Genomic DNA, 16359 nt, shown 5'->3' on the forward strand with positions numbered 1-16359 from the left:
CATTACGAAGTCTAAAATGCATTTAGGGCGGATAGAATGTTTCTATTCGTCTCTTATTTTGTGAAAATGAATTTTCCGATCAACAAACTGAAAAAAAGTATTTGACTTTTTTTCAGTTTGCGTATAAAGTAATAAACAACTTAATGAAACAGACATCGAAAAGAAGAGTAGCAAGGTTTCTTCGTTTTAAGAGAGTCTCTGGCTGGTGAGAAGAGACAACAAGGACTTGTGAACCACATCTTGGAGTCGTTTTTCTGAATCGAGTAGGAAAGACCGGGAGTGCCCGTTATAGCAGCAGTCATTGTTTGATGACTTTCTGAGATCAGTTGCTGTGAAGCACTGATAAACAAAGGTGGAACCGCGTTGATAACGTCCTTTAGCTGTAATGGCTAAAGGACTTTTTTTATTTAATGGCGGTATCAGCAAATCCATCAACTGACTGCATGAGGTTTTTTCTGTGAAGGAAAAACAAATTGAGGTGGAACCACGTATTAAACGTCCTCTGGCATTAGGCCGGAGGGCGTTTTTTGTTGGGCGCCTTTCATTTTAATGATTTTAATCAAGTGGAAACACGGCAAGATGGTGCTTGGTGATTGTAAATCAAGCAAGCAGTCATTGCCGCAAAATCAAGGAGGCAAAAAGAAATGATCGATTATTTAGTAAGTGTGATGCCGCAACTGCTTTCTGGGGCAGGGATCACAATCAAATTGTTTGGATTAACGTTAATAGGATCGATTCCATTAGGGATCATCTTGGCTTTTATTCTTGCTAGTCGACTACGGATCTTGAAAGCAATCGTGCAAGTGTATGTCTGGCTGATGCGAGGAACGCCTTTACTGTTACAACTGATCTTTGTGTTTTATGGTCTGCCGATCCTGAACATTGTCTTTGATCGGTTTGAAGCAGCACTGATTGCCTTTATTATCAATTATGCCGCTTATTATGCCGAGATTTTTCGGGGAGGGATCCAATCAATCCCTGCAGGGCAATACGAAGCAGCAAAAGTTCTGCGCCTAGCACCTTTACAGACGATTCGCAAGATTATCATTCCGCAAGTAGTCAAGATCACGCTTCCTTCAGTAGGGAACGAAGTGATCAATTTAGTAAAAGATACTTCGCTTGTCTATATTTTAGGTTTGTCGGATGTTATGCGTATCGGTAAAATCGCAATGGAACGAGACAGCACGTTGGTACCATTACTGGGCGTTGCGCTGATTTACTTAATGATGACTGGTATTTTTACACTGATTTTGAAACAGTTAGAAACAAAACTCGATTATTACCGTTAGGAGGCGTAGGAACATGTTAGAACTGAGACAAGTATCAAAAGCATTTGGCGACAAGCAGGTTATCGATCGCTTAGACCTGACAATTGAAGAAGGCAGCATCCTAGCGGTAGTCGGACCTTCTGGCGGTGGAAAAACAACCCTGCTGCGTACCCTGGCTGGATTGGAGACCATCGATTCAGGAACTTTTTTACTAGATGGACAACCTTTTGATCCCACGGATACGAAAAAACAAGAACAAGTAGTCGGTGTCGTTTTTCAAGACTTTCAGCTATTTCCGCATTTGTCGGTATTCGATAACATCACACTGGCACCAAAAATGGTATTGAAACAAGACAAAGCTAGCTATACCGAAAAAGCTGTTGCTTTGGCTAAACAGTTGGGATTATCTGAACTTTTAACGCAATATCCTTACCAACTTTCAGGAGGGCAACGCCAACGGGTAGCGATTGCGCGGGCGATGGCGATGGATCCGAAAGTATTGGCGTATGATGAACCTACGAGTGCATTAGATCCAGGTCTGCGCCAGCAAGTCGAAAAACTGATCTTAGATTTGAAAAAAGAGGGCGTTACTCAGATCGTGGTTACCCATGATTTGGTTTTTGCAAAAAATATTGCCGATCAATTATTAGAAGTTGAAGGGAACTAAGGAGGAAGAAAAATGAAAAAAATTGGATTAACGTTGTTAGCCGGAGCCAGCTTATTACTTTTTGCTGCATGTGGCAACAGTAGCGAGAAAGCAGAAAGTGCTGCAGACAAAGAGGAAGTCATCGTTGGGTTGGACGATACCTTTGTACCGATGGGCTTTCAAGATGACCAAGGGGACATCGTTGGTTTCGATGTTGACCTAGCAAAAGCCGTTTTTGATTTAACAGGAACCAAAGTCAAATTCCAAGCAATCGACTGGTCGATGAAAGAAACAGAATTAGATAATGGTACAATCGATATGATTTGGAATGGCTACACAAAAACAGAAGCCCGGGAAAAGAAAGTATTATTCAGCGATACTTATATGGAAAACAAGCAGGTTCTAGTAACTGCCAAAGACAGCAACATCACTTCATTTGATGCAATGAAAGACAAAGTTCTAGGGGCACAAGAAGGATCCTCTGGCTATGATACCTTCAACAATCAACCAGAAGTATTGAAAGACATTGTCGCCGATAATGAAGCAACTTTATATGCTAGTTTCAACGAAGCGTTTATCGATTTGGAAAATGGTCGGATCGATGGTCTTTTGATCGATCGGGTCTACGCGGAGTACTATTTGACTCAGACGAAAAAAGCGGACGATTACAATGTTATTGAAAGTCCCTTCAAAGCCGAAAATTTTGCAGTAGGAGTACGAAAAGACGATCAAGCATTGGCGGATAAAATCAATGAGGGATTAAAGAAACTGCAAGAAAATGGCACATTTGCTGAGATTTCCGAAAAATGGTTTGGAGAAGATGTTTCTCCTGAATAAATGAAAAACGATTGACGGCGACATAAGCCACAACAAAAACGATCACAGTAGCTACCTGGCATGAAGCGATTGATGAACAGGTGCAAGGTAGCTTAACTGTAGTCTTACTAAAGAGATTTTTAAGAAGCATTTCTTGTCTTTTCTCCTTTAGATCGTCTTTGTTTGATGGATTTATGGAGCGGTCTTTTTTTCATTAGTGGGATCTTTTATTTCTAGTAGTAAACTTTCTGACAGGAAAACTTTTGTTCGCCTTCTTTTTTCGTTATAATAGGTAGAGACGAAAAGAGGGATAAGAATGGCGCAAAAAAAACGCGCGAAGAAACGCAAAACAAAAAAACAACAAAAACAACAAGAGAAACTGATTCTAGTCGGCATCGGCTTGCTTTTCATCTTGTTTTCGATCTTTGGTTTTTTCCACTTAGGCTTTTTAGGAACGCTGATCGCTAACGGCTTTCGTATCATTGGAGGCAATACGTATCAAGTGCTTTGTCTCGCATTGGCCGTTTACGGGGGATGGTTGGCAATCAAGACCACAGAAGCTCGTTTTACGAGTTTACGTCGAGTGGTTGGCTGTGTGCTGATCTATTTGGGGATCTTAGTGATCCTGCATGCGCATTTATTCAATAATGTCATGAATGAATCGCCGAATGTCTTGCAGACGACTTGGTCGACATTGCTGGATGATATTCGCCGCAGTCAAGTTTCACAAAATGTGGGAGGAGGCATGGTCGGCGCATTCTTCTATCGCGGAACCTATTTCCTTGTATCCCAGATCGGCAGTTACATTTTAGCTGTCTTGATGATCATGATCGGGGGCTTTTTGTTCAGTAAGATGAGCAGTCACGAGTTGTTGGAGCATCTGCAGCACGCTGGTGAAAAGGTTCAGCAATGGTTGGAAGGATCACCTGAAAAACAAGCAGCCCGCGAAGAACGAAAAGCGCAAAAAGCTGCTGAAAAAGCAGCGAAAAAAGAAGCAGAGCGTTCTGCTGTTTTGGCTGAGATCAAAGAAAAGAATCAAGTCCGTCCCTTCACGGAAGAAGAGCGAGCAGCCCAATCAGAACCAGATTTGTCGGAAATCGAACCAGAGCAGTTAAGTTTTGTGCCAATCGATCATTTTCAAGAATTGCCCAAAACACCGCCAGCTGCATCATCCTCTCCGGCTTCGGCACAGGAGAAAAAAGAAAGCGTTGAAGAAATGGAAGATGATGGCGAAGTATTGGAATTTGAAATTTCCGAAGAAGCAGAAAATCGCGACTATGAGTTGCCGTCCGCTGAATTGTTGGACTCGATCCCTGCAACCGATCAAAGCAGCGAGTACAAAAAAATCGAACAAAACATTGGTGTTTTAGAAAAGACTTTCCAAAGCTTTGGCGTCGATGCCAAGGTGGTAAAAGCTAGTTTAGGACCAGCAGTAACTAAATTTGAAGTACAGCCAGCAGTCGGAGTCAAAGTCAGCAAAATCGTTGGCTTAACAGATGACATCGCACTGGCACTAGCTGCTAAAGATGTACGGATGGAAGCACCGATTCCTGGGAAATCACTGATTGGGATCGAGGTGCCTAACAGTGCTGTCAGCATGGTTTCCTTCCGAGAGGTGATTGAAGCACAGCCGGATCATCCCGATAAGTTGTTAGAAGTCCCTTTGGGTAGAGATATTTCTGGCCGTGTCCAAACGGCCGATCTAACGAAAATGCCTCACTTACTGATTGCAGGATCTACTGGTAGTGGGAAATCCGTTGCAATCAACGGTATCATCACAAGTATTTTGATGCGGGCAAAACCCCACGAAGTCAAATTGATGATGATCGATCCGAAAATGGTTGAATTGAATGTCTATAATGGCATTCCTCATCTATTGACTCCGGTAGTGACGAACCCTCGGAAAGCAGCGCAAGCGTTGCAAAAAGTGGTTAAAGAGATGGAAGAACGGTATGAGAAGTTCGCTGCGACAGGAGTTAGAAATATCACAGGATACAATGAACTAGTGATCAATAAAAATTTAGAAGATGGTGAAAACCGACCAATCTTGCCATTCATCGTTGTCATTGTTGATGAATTGGCTGACTTGATGATGGTCGCAAGTAATGAAGTAGAAGATGCGATCATTCGTCTAGCTCAAATGGCGCGGGCTGCAGGGATCCATATGATCTTGGCGACACAACGTCCTAGTGTGGATGTCATCACAGGAATCATCAAAGCCAACGTACCTTCAAGAATGGCGTTCGCCGTTTCCAGCGGGGTCGATTCCCGGACAATCATTGACAGCAACGGCGCGGAAAAACTTCTTGGACGAGGCGATATGTTGTACTTGCCTATGGGTGAGAATAAACCAATCCGGGTGCAAGGAGCCTTTATCTCAGACCACGAAGTAGAACGGGTCGTGTCGTTTGTTACCGAGCAGCAGGGAGCGAATTACGAAGAGAAAATGATGGTTACCGAAGAAGATACGGCAAGTACCAGCAGTGGTCAACCACAGGATGAACTATTTGATGATGCCAAAGCATTGGTGATCGAAATGCAGACGGCAAGTGTCTCTTTATTACAACGCCGCTTTCGGATTGGCTACAATCGGGCAGCCCGTCTTGTTGACGAATTGGAAGACCAAGGGGTCGTAGGTCCTTCAGAAGGCAGTAAGCCTCGGAAGGTGCTGATCGAAGCAGCAGCCGAAGAAGTGCCGGGTTTTGATGAGTAACGTGCAAGTCCTCTTTTTGAGAGAGAATCAATGACTGGAAAGGCGAGGAAAGAAATGAAGCGTAAACATATTTTATATCGTGATGTGGCAGATAAAATCAAAGAAGACATCATGTCCGGACACTATCCTGTTGGTTCTTTTCTACCGACAGAAACCGAATTAGAAGCAGCCTTCAATGTGAGTAAAATCACGGTACGCAAAGCAATCGAGCTATTAGCAGCAGATGAATATGTCGAAAAGCGCAGTGGACGCGGGACCACGGTTTTAAGTAATCGACCTTATAACAAGTTGTCTAAAGGGACAACTTTCAGCCAGTTATTAGAAAAAACCGGCAAAGAATATACCAAGAAAAATCTTGATTTTAACCTAGTCGAGCTCGCAGAAGATCATCCAGCTTCTGCTTTGATGGGCAGAGAAGTCATGCGTTTGCGGCGCATGTACTATTTTGACCATCAACCATTTATTTATTATGAATATCATTTGCCCAAATTGTTAAAAGGCCTTGCCATGGAAGAATTGGAAGAAAAATCACTGTACCGTATTTTAGATGAACATCGGATGGTGATCGATACCTTTGAAGATTCATTTGCAGGACTGACGTTGAATGAGGAACAACAAAAATTTCTGATCACACCAGAGATTTCCGCTTTAAAGCGCGTCCGTCGCTCTTATGATCTGCATGGAGAAGTGGTAGAATATACAGAGGGCATCTATAATACAGCATTGCATCCTTATGTGATCGAGTTTGAAGCCTAATCTCTTGATTAGGCTTTTTTTACAAGAAACAGCGAACATAGGATCATAAATGTTAGAAGGAGTGAGTGTTATGAAAACCATCGCCTTTATCGGGGCCGGAAATATGGCAAAAGCAATTATCAAAGGATTGATCCAATCGGAACTATATCAACCAAAGGAAATTTTAGTCTACAATCATCGGTATGAACCGACACTTAAACAGTTGGAACAAGATTTAGGGATCACCCCTACATTAGAACTTTCTGAAGCCGCAGCTGCTTCCATTTTGATTTTAGCTGTCAAACCGTTTGTGTTTCCTAAATTATTGGAGGATCTAAAAGCGCAATTAAATGAACAACAGTTAGTTGTATCGATCGCAGCAGGCGTTACGATTGCGCAGATGGAAGAAGTTTTGGGTCAGCGCAAGATCGTTCGAGTGATGCCGAATACTCCGGCACTAGTCGGAGAAGGGATGACGTCTATCAGTAACAATCCGCATGTGACCGTAGAGGAAGCTGCAGAAATCCAAAAATTATTTGAAAGCATGGGAAAAGCAGCTCAAGTGCCTGAATCCATGATCGATGCTGTGATTGGGGTCAGCGGTTCTTCCCCAGCATATACCTATCTGTTCATTGAAGCATTGGCCGATGGCGCAGTCGCCGAAGGAATGACCCGCCAAATGGCCTATGAATTTGCTGCTCAGGCAGTTTTAGGCGCTGCGAAGATGGTGCTGGAGACCAAAGAACATCCTGGTGTATTGAAAGACAATGTCAGTTCTCCTGGTGGTACGACCATTCAAGCCGTAAAAACACTGGAAGAAAATGGCTTTCGTGCTGCGGTGATGAAGGCTGTTCATGCAGCTGCCGAAAAGAATCGTCAAATGTCTTGATTAAAATACTTATATTGAAACTGCTTGAGTATGAAGGAGAGAAGGAGTAAAGAGTCTATGAAAGAATTATTGATTTTTGATTTGGACGGATTGCTGCTAGATACGGAAAGAATCTATCATGAAGGCTGGTTGGCACTTTTTGAAAAGTACCATCTACCGATCACATCAGCAGATATCGTTGCTTGGCGTGGGCAAAGTTGGCAACAGACAGCAACCTTACTAGCGAAAAAAGTTGGTGGTCTTCAACGTGTGGAGGAATTTCGGCAAGAACGAGAAGGGTACATTGAAGACCAATTGCTCAATGGAAACTTGCAGCCAAAACCATTTGCTCGTGAGACATTGGCTCTGGCACGAGAAAAAGGGTTAAAGACAGCATTAGCCACTTCTTCGATGGCTTTTCGAGGTGAAAAACTACTGGATCATTTTGAATTGCAGAATGCATTTGATTTCAAGACATTTGGTGACGATGTCCCAGCACACAAACCAGATCCGGCTCCCTATTTGCTGACATTGAAAAAAGCAGCACGAACCTCTGAATCAGCTTTAGTTATGGAAGACTCATTGCCAGGAGCTACCGCGGCAACTCGGGCAGGAATTCAAGTGGTGTTGATACCGGATCAAAGTTTCACTCATCATTTTTCAGCTGATGAAAAAGCAGGTTTGAACCTTTATGCCGAAACGACTTCTCTTGAGTACGTTTATCAACTATTGGCCACTGAGCAGTTAACAAACTAGAACAGGCACCATTGATCGTATCAAGGGAAACGGTCAATGGTGCTTTTTTTATGATTGCTTTTAGCAAACAAATTGTTCGTCTGCCAAAAGCAGTCGTGTTAAAGTTAAAGAAAAGATTAACAATAAGGGAAATTACGCGAAAAGTAAAGGGGTTTCATTTTGACAAATGGTACTTTTTGTCAAAAGGCTGATATCAAGGGAATCATTCCCATTGGCGGCGTACAAAAAACGTGGTAAATTATCCTTCGACGAAGAAAAGTGGGGGAAAGAAAATGAACAAAATCAAAAACGTGTTTTATTTATACAAATTAGACTGGAAACGAATTTTTAGTAATCCGATTTCCGCTTTTTTGATCATTGCTTTGATGATTTTGCCCTCGCTTTATGCGTGGTTCAATATCAAAGCATTATGGGATCCATATGGAAACACTAGTGAACTGCCCATTGCGGTTTACAGCGCGGATAAAGGCGCAGAATTCCAAGGGAAAGAGCTATCGATTGGGAATGAAGTGATCGACTCTTTACATGAAAATAAACAGTTAGGTTGGCATTTTCTAGATTCTAAAAAAGAATTAGTGGAAGGGGTCAAATCAGGTAAATATTACGCGGGAATTTACTTGCCTGCTGATTTTTCAAAAGATCTGGTCAGTTTTACCAGCGGTACGATCGTTAAACCGAAAATTGAATACTACAGTAACCAAAAAATCAATGCTATCGCACCTAAGATTACTGACAAGGGAGCAAGCAGTCTCCAAGAACAGATCTCAAAGAACTTTATTGAAACTGCTAGTTCTACATTAGTCAAAGTGTTCAACGAAATCGGGTATGATATTGATTCAAATCTAGTTAGTATCAATAAAGTCAAAAATATGATTTTAGAGACCGATGGCAATCTTGACACCATTGATAGTTACACGAAGCAAATTGTTGATTTGCATGACAAGTTCCCGGAAATCAAAGACAAAATCGCCAAAGCCGAAGAATTTACGGATTATATTCCTCAGGTCGATGAAATGGGGGATAAACTGATCGCATTGAATGACAAGCTGCCAGAATTAAAAAAACAAGCTAGTGTCATTCTGACATTGCAGAAAAAGATCCCTGAGATCCAAAATGCCGGCAAGCAATTAAAAATGATCGATGATGATTTTGATTCTATTGCTAGTACAATGACAGATGGTATTGATACAGCTAAACAAGGACTGCAAATCATTGATCAAGTACAAACCGCATTGCCAGAAATCCAACAATTAGGGGACCAAGCAACAGACTTTGCCTCAGCGACGAAAGAAGGTGCCCAACAGTTACAAGATGCGCTACCAAGTATTTCTAATAGTGTTCAAGTAACGATTGATTCCATCAGTCAAGTCGCTACCACGACAGTTAGCTTAACGAATACAATCAAACAAGCAATTGCTGACAATCAATTGACCGACCAAGAACGGGAAAACATCCAAAAGGTCATCAGTGATTTCCAACAAAATATTCAACGGCAACAAGCAGCGCTGGATGGCTTGATTACTTTCTTAACGAATCTTCAAAACTCAGGCAACACATCCGATTTATCAGGGATCATTAATCAATTGACGAATGCAAAAAGTCTCTTGGGGGATCTTTCTTCGCGGCTAGATCATTTAAGCGAATTGGTCAAAAATGGGAATACAGAGGCTATTACCGACTATTTAACTGAAGTCAACACTGCTGCACAAAATGTTACGGATCTTTTAAAAGGCATTAATGTGACGAATATTACCGATACCATCGACAATGTGTTGACTAAATTGATCACCACCATCACCACAGCTCAAGATGTATTGAAAAAAGCGCAAGCCATTGACTTCAAGTCTTTATTGGCATCAACCAAAAATGTGGTCAGCAATGCTATCAGTATCTTAGAAAAGTATCAAAAAGAATTACCTGCTATTAAGCAAGAGTTGCATGATGCCAATACGATGCTCAATGGTCACATGGATGAGATCGTCGCAGCCATCAACAAAGGGGCCGATCTTTACAACAATGAACTGCCAATCGTTGAAGATAAGTTAGGGATTGCGGCTGGTTTCTTACAAAATGACTGGCCAACCATCAAAGCTGAAATCACTTCGACCATGAACATGGTTGATGAGAAACTGCCAGATGTAGAAAAAGCATTGAATGCGGCAGTTGATTTGATCAATAATGATTGGCCAAATATCAAAACAGGCATTCATAAGGCAGCCAATGCGATTCGCAAAGGTGAAAGTGAAGTTGATCTAGGCGAGATCATCAAGTTGTTGAAGCTTGATGCAACTAAAGAAGCGGATTTCTTCAAACAACCAGTTGAATTGCAAACAAATGACATCTATCCGATTGCCAACAATGGTTCTGCCAGCACTCCATTCTATACAGCGTTGTGTTTATGGGTCGGGGCGTTATTGTTGTCAAGTGTGGCTACAACAGAGTATCATTTAGAGAAGAAAGATAAAGAACGCTTTACGCAACGAGAAACATTCGTTGCTCGAATGCTGACTTTCCTAACTATGGCCATTGCGCAAAGCTTGATCGTTACACTAGGAAATATATTCTTATTAGGAGTAGATGTTCATAATCCGGTATACAGCGTCTTGTTCGCATTACTCGTTGGACTAGCATTTATGATGATCGTCTACGTCTTAGCCGGACTGTTTGGCAATGTCGGGAAAGGGATCGCGATCATTATCCTTGTTCTATCGATTTCTGGTGGGGGCGGAAATTATCCGATCCAAGTCTCTGGTAAATTTTTCCAATTTATTAATCCGCTGTTACCATTCACCCATGCAGTCAATCTGTTAAGGGAATCAGCCGGCGGGATCTATTGGCCAAACGCCATTCCTCAGTTGATTATTTTGTCACTGTTGTTTATTGTATTTGGCATCATAGGAACATGGGCTTATCCTTATCTAACAGATGTAACTAAGAAACTAAATAATGTCTCGAAAAAGAGTCATTTTTTCCATTAAAAAATCAAGAGCAGATAGGGCACGATGTTCTATCTGCTTTTCTTGAATCTTCTTGCGAATTCTGATAAAAAGAAGAGGGAGTTTGTTCAAATTTTTCATGCCATTTTCATTGACTTTTGTCGGTTTCAGGAGTAGCATACAGTCTTGTTAATTCAGTAATTATCAAAGAAATTTTGTATGTGCAATTATGATCTTTTTCATGAAAAAAGGAGTGTAAGAAAGTGGAATATTTGAAACGTTTGTTGGTCGGACGTCCATTGAAATCCGCGGAGAATGATGAACAAAAATTGACAAGGAAAGCCGCGTTGGCTTTGTTATCTTCGGATGCATTGTCATCGATTGCTTATGGGACCGAACAAATCGTTGTTGTCTTAGTTGCTTTGTCAGCTGCTGCTATCTGGTATTCACTACCGATCGCCGCATTCGTTATTATCTTGTTGATTTCATTGACCTTATCCTATCGTCAAATCATTCATGCGTACCCTCATGGTGGTGGGGCGTATGTCGTTAGTAGTGAGAATTTGGGCAAGAATGCAGGTTTGATTGCTGGCGGCTCTTTATTGATCGACTACATGCTGACTGTTGCCGTTTCGGTATCGGCTGGGGCAGAAGCGATTACTTCTGCCGTACCCGCTCTATATGGGCATCAGGTGGGTATCTCGATCACTATTGTTTTACTGATCATGATGATGAACTTACGGGGGCTACGAGAATCTGCGAGTTTCTTGATGGTTCCTGTATACACCTTTATCGCTGTGATCACGATCTTGATTCTTGTAGGATTATTTAATATTATCACTGGGGTACAGCCATTAAATGCCACAGCCTTACCAGGTGCTGTTGTGCCAGGGGTTTCTGTCGCATTGATCTTACGCGCTTTTTCTTCTGGTTCTTCTTCATTGACAGGGGTAGAAGCAATCAGTAATGCCGTGCCGTTTTTCAAAAAGCCGCGAGCAAAAAATGCAGCTGCAACATTGACGATCATGGCTGCGATCCTAGGTTTCTTCTTTGTGGGGATTACATTCATCAACTATTGGTATGGAATCGTTCCAGAAGCAGAAGTAACGGTCCTTTCGCAAATCGGAGCTGCGATCTTCGGTCACGGATTCATGTATTACGTTCTGCAGTTCGCAACGGCTTTGATTTTAGCAGTTGCAGCGAATACTGGATTCTCCGCATTCCCAGTGTTAGCCTATAACTTAGCGAAAGATAAGTATATGCCTCATATGTATCAAGATCGGGGAGACCGCTTGGGTTATTCTAATGGGATCATTACGCTGGCAGCAGGTTCGATCGTTCTATTGTTCATTTTCCAAGGATCGACGGAACGGTTGATTCCACTTTATTCGATTGGCGTGTTCATTCCCTTTGCGCTCTCACAAACAGGAATGGTAGTTCGATGGAAGAAAGCTGGTAAAGGATGGTTCTTGAAATCATTGGCCAACATCGTCGGAGCGTTGATTTCTTTTGCGATCATTGCGATCTTGTTTGTTTTTCGTCTAGGTGACATCTGGCCATTCTTTATCATCATGCCAATCCTACTGTTTGTCTTTTATAAGATCCATGATCATTATAAGAAAGTCGCTGAGCAGCTACGTTTGGAAAAAGAAGTGGCACTCCACAAATATGATGGCAATACCGTTATTGTATTAGTAGGAAATGTGACCCGTGTAAATATCGGGGCTTTGAATTATGCACAATCCATCGGAGATTATGTAGTTGCAATGCACGTATCTTTAGATGAAGATGTCAAGAAGGAAAAAGAAATCGAACAAGAGTTCAAACAAAATTTCCCGGATGTCCGTTTTTCTGTAGTGCATTCTTCTTATCGTTCAATTGAAAATCCAATCATTCGTTATGTAGATCTAGTCAGCAAAAACGCAACGAAACACAATTATACGACGACAGTTATCATTCCACAGTTCGTGCCACGTCGTCGCTGGCAAAATATTTTACACAACCAAACAAGTCTGCGTCTAAGATTCCGTTTATCATGGCGTGAAAACATTGTCGTAGGAACTTACAGTTATCATTTGAAGAAATAGATTAAGTTTTATAATCAAAAAAGACTATCTAACTCTAATATCGAGCGAGATGGTCTTTTTTGTCTTATTTTCAGCGAAGGAATCTTTTACCGCACATCAAAAATGATGAGAGAGTGTGCCTGTGATTCCTAAAAACGTTTAGCTGTAAAACATTTTGATTTTGATGTCTTGATCGTAATTTCCAAACCCTTTGCCAAACAATGTACAACCGCCCATATTTTCAGCCTCTTCTTTTACCTCGACTCTTAAATGCCAAGTATCTTCATAAGCAGGAATATCCTTGATCGTGACGTCTGATAAAGGTTCTCCTTCCATATAAGTCCCATGATCCATGATTCGAATCGTCTTCAATAACCCATATTGATTTAAGTTATCAGGATACCAATCTGGCGTATACTTGCCGCGAATATCGGCGAAGTCACCGGGACTTGTCCAAGTTCCAAGCTCGATGCCATTTAAGCTAAAGGTAATGTCAGACGGCCAATTATTATTAGAAAAAGGGAATTCAGAAGAAATCTCCATGGAAATCTCCATCATCTCTAGTTTCTCATCTAGAGAAAGAAAATTAGGTGACTGGTACTCAACAAACCCTTTCGTAAACCAGAGGATGCGAGCATCCATTCGATTGGGGTCCATAAAAAATTTAGGTTCATCTACTGGACCGATAAAACCAGCAAGCGTGGCTAATCCACAAGTGGGTTCAACCGAATAATTTGTATAATGACCAATTGGAATTGACGTTTCTCTCGTATCGAATGCATTAAAGATTTTTTCTGGAAAATTGATATCGATATGATCGACTCTCAGACTAGATATCTTTCGCTGACCGACACGTTCTGTCTTGATAATTTTTGCTTCTTCTAGTTTTTTGATATGCATCGTGACGATAGCACTGCTTAATCCTAATTCTTGTGCGATTTCTTTCACATTCATTTTGTTTCTTGCAAGTAGTTGAATGATTTTGATCCGTACATTACTAGCTAACGCCTCATAGACGGGCAATGCTTCTTGATTGATTTCTAATTGCATTATTTCACCCCCATTATAGTTATAAATGATTTACTTGAATGTTAACATATTTGTTAATTTGTGTAAATAGTATTATTTATAGTAGTTACTATTAATATATATATTAATTAATAGATATATTATTTAGAGTTGTTTAATTAAAATATTGTTGACAGCGATTACAAATAAAGTTATTATTTAGTTGTAAATTGAAAGTGTTTGCAAACGCTGAATATAAGTAATTAAATTATACATGATTGTTTAACTAGTGTTGACGAGGAGGATAGGGCTATTGGCTTCAAAGATTACAATTCAATTTCAATGAAAGAGGGTAAATCATGAAAAAGAAACTTATTATTATTGGCGCATTGGTTGCAGTAGTTGCAGTTGCTCTCGTTGGGTTTAACAGGTACCGCGCTTTAGAAAAAGAAAAATATACAATCAATTTTTGGTCCCCACTCACTGGTGATGACGGTGCCTATATGGATAAGATTGTAGATGAATTTAATGAACAATCTGATTCAGATTACAAAATAAATCATGTGATTACTTCGGATATGTATACAAAATTAAGTACAGTTGTTAGCTCTAAAAATGGTATCCCTGATTTGACACTAATGCATTCTTATAAAGTTGAGGAGTTTGTTAATTCAGGCATTCTTGATACAGTTGAGCCTTTGATTTCGTATCAACCAGAGTTAGAAGAGAGCAATTATTTAGATACTGCTTGGGATGCAGGAAAAATCGGCGATACTCAATATACGATCCCATTAGATATCCATGCCAGTGCAATGTATTACAATCAAGATCTTTTAGAAAAATACAATGTCACTTCTTGGTTAGACGACAACATCGTGACGTTTGATGAAATGATGTCTTTAGCAGGAAAAATGGATGAAGGCGATTATGTTGTTAATAATGCTTTGCTTTCTTGGGTTATCTTAGCACAAATCCGTAACTTAGGCGGCGCGATTTCTGACGATGCTGGGAACCCGACGGTGAATACGCCGGAAATGAAAGAAGCATTGGAAAAAATAAAAGCGTTAACAGATGCAGGTTTAATGACTCCTTATGGAGAAGATGGCTATTTGATGTTCCAAGGCGGAAACGTACTCTTATCAACAGATGGTACTTGGACTTCCACCGCTCACGATGCCGTTGATGGGCTAAATTGGGGTGTAACAAATATTTATTCGACTTCAGATGACATCGCAACCAACCGAGCAGCTTCTCATATGTTTGGCATGCTGAAGAGTGAGTCTAGAACAGAAGAAAAAAAGGAAGTTATCGCAAAATTCTTGGAGTTTGTTCGTACTAACTCGATTGAATGGGCTAAAGCTGGACAAATCGTTGCCAGTAAAGATGTTTTAGAAAGCGATGATTATAAAAAATATCCACAATCTTTCTTTACATCAACACCAGAAGAAGAAGACACACTATATATCTTTGACTATGTTTATTTCTCTTATGTTTTAGAAGCACTAGATGTCTATTGTACAGATATTGCTTATGGTGAACTAGATTTAGATGAAGGTTTAGCTACGATGCAGCAGTATGTAGAAGACAAAATTGCGGAAGTGGCGAAATAAATTAAAGGGGATAAAATTATCCCCTTTCGGATTTTTTGAAGGGAATGAAAGGAATGAAAAAAAAGAACATTAATTGGGCTTCAATTGCATTTATTGGACCGCATATGGTTCTCTTTATTATTTTTGTATGTATTCCAACGCTCTATGGTGTTTATGCTTCATTTACTCAGTGGAATTTGATTTCTGATCCTGTTTGGATAGGTCTAAACAACTATAAGACATTATTATTTGATAGTTCTTCCACGTTTTACACTCAATTTTGGAATGGTTTGAAAAATACTTTTATTTTCGTTTTGATCATGGTTCCCTTACAGATCATTATTCCTTTGATGATTGCAGCGGCTCTACAACATAAAAAAGTGAAAATGAAAGGTCTTTTTCAAGCAATTCTATATATTCCAGGTCTTATTTCAGTATCAGCGGGATCTCTGATATGGTCACTAATTTTTCACTCGAGATTAGGCGCTGTAAATAATATTTTTGGATATGATTTTTCATGGGCTTCTAAACAGCCATATGCTTGGATCTTGATATTTGTTGTCAGTATATGGGGAGCGATTGGTGGGAATATGATCATTTATCGCTCGGCTCTGGCAGGAGTAAATGAAGATTTATATGAGGCTGCTGAAATCGATGGTGCCGGACCAGTTCAAAAATTCTTTAATGTAACATTGCCATCTATTCGTTTTCCTCTTCTATATACAATTGTTATGACAACTGCCGGTGCATTCAATGTTTTTGCGCAACCGCTGATGATGACTGGCGGTGGACCAAATCGAAGTACTACTGTATTAATGATGTACATTCGTTCATTAGCATTTAGTCAAGGGGAATCAATTGCAGGGATGGCTTCAGCAATGGCTGTCATATTAGGACTAATTATTATGTGTGTATCTGTATTTCAATATTTTCTATTAGATAAAAACAATACTTAAGG

12 protein-coding genes and 1 other annotated feature are annotated in these 16359 nt (G+C 40.5%); of the genes, 11 read left to right on the forward strand and 1 reads right to left on the reverse strand.

Annotated elements, in window-relative coordinates:
* Window positions 1-146: 146 nt before the first annotated feature.
* Window positions 147-380 (forward strand) — a binding site (T-box leader).
* A gap of 264 nt (window positions 381-644) precedes the next feature.
* The 9 genes from HED61_RS05155 to HED61_RS05195 all read left to right on the forward strand — a co-directional run bounded on the left by HED61_RS05155 (window position 645) and on the right by HED61_RS05195 (window position 12825).
* Complete coding sequence (locus HED61_RS05155) at window positions 645-1289, forward strand: amino acid ABC transporter permease (protein ID WP_003128216.1); 645 nt, start codon at window positions 645-647, stop codon at window positions 1287-1289.
* Window positions 1290-1302: 13 nt separating this feature from the next.
* The gene (locus tag HED61_RS05160; RefSeq protein ID WP_005470167.1) at window positions 1303-1935 is read left to right on the forward strand and encodes an amino acid ABC transporter ATP-binding protein; all 633 of its coding nucleotides are present in this window, start codon (window positions 1303-1305) and stop codon (window positions 1933-1935) included.
* 12 nt (window positions 1936-1947) lie between these two features.
* Window positions 1948-2751: an amino acid ABC transporter substrate-binding protein gene (locus HED61_RS05165; RefSeq protein WP_003128218.1), complete on the forward strand. Its 804-nt coding sequence runs from the start codon at window positions 1948-1950 to the stop codon at window positions 2749-2751.
* A 295-nt stretch (window positions 2752-3046) separates the two neighbouring features.
* Complete coding sequence (locus HED61_RS05170; RefSeq protein ID WP_003128219.1) at window positions 3047-5443, forward strand: DNA translocase FtsK; 2397 nt, start codon at window positions 3047-3049, stop codon at window positions 5441-5443.
* A gap of 54 nt (window positions 5444-5497) precedes the next feature.
* A complete protein-coding gene (locus tag HED61_RS05175; RefSeq protein ID WP_003128220.1) occupies window positions 5498-6199 on the forward strand; it encodes a GntR family transcriptional regulator in 702 nt (233 codons plus the stop codon).
* Window positions 6200-6269: 70 nt separating this feature from the next.
* Entirely contained in the window at window positions 6270-7067 is a 798-nt protein-coding gene (gene proC / locus HED61_RS05180) for a pyrroline-5-carboxylate reductase (RefSeq protein ID WP_021150536.1), read from the forward strand.
* 57 nt (window positions 7068-7124) lie between these two features.
* On the forward strand, window positions 7125-7802 hold the full coding sequence (locus HED61_RS05185) for an HAD family hydrolase (RefSeq protein ID WP_219645197.1): 678 nt from the start codon (window positions 7125-7127) through the stop codon (window positions 7800-7802).
* 272 nt (window positions 7803-8074) lie between these two features.
* Window positions 8075-10780 (forward strand): YhgE/Pip domain-containing protein, encoded by a 2706-nt coding sequence (locus HED61_RS05190; protein ID WP_003128224.1) that lies wholly within the window; start codon window positions 8075-8077, stop codon window positions 10778-10780.
* A 221-nt stretch (window positions 10781-11001) separates the two neighbouring features.
* Window positions 11002-12825, forward strand: coding sequence for an APC family permease (locus HED61_RS05195; protein ID WP_003128226.1), 1824 nt, complete (start codon window positions 11002-11004; stop codon window positions 12823-12825).
* Between the two features lie 138 nt (window positions 12826-12963).
* Here HED61_RS05195 and HED61_RS05200 read toward each other — a convergent pair whose 3' ends face one another.
* Window positions 12964-13854, reverse strand: a complete 891-nt coding sequence (locus HED61_RS05200) for an ArsR/SmtB family transcription factor (RefSeq protein ID WP_003128227.1) — start codon at window positions 13852-13854, stop codon at window positions 12964-12966.
* A gap of 317 nt (window positions 13855-14171) precedes the next feature.
* Between HED61_RS05200 and HED61_RS05205 the strand changes: the two genes are divergently transcribed.
* Together HED61_RS05205 and HED61_RS05210 are read left to right on the forward strand one after the other, a co-directional pair.
* Window positions 14172-15422, forward strand: a complete 1251-nt coding sequence (locus HED61_RS05205; RefSeq protein WP_003128228.1) for an extracellular solute-binding protein — start codon at window positions 14172-14174, stop codon at window positions 15420-15422.
* A 44-nt stretch (window positions 15423-15466) separates the two neighbouring features.
* Window positions 15467-16357 (forward strand): carbohydrate ABC transporter permease, encoded by an 891-nt coding sequence (locus HED61_RS05210; RefSeq protein WP_171917874.1) that lies wholly within the window; start codon window positions 15467-15469, stop codon window positions 16355-16357.
* Window positions 16358-16359: the final 2 nt, after the last annotated feature.

The organism is Enterococcus gallinarum, from assembly GCF_021496385.1.
GTDB lineage: Bacteria > Bacillota > Bacilli > Lactobacillales > Enterococcaceae > Enterococcus_D > Enterococcus_D gallinarum.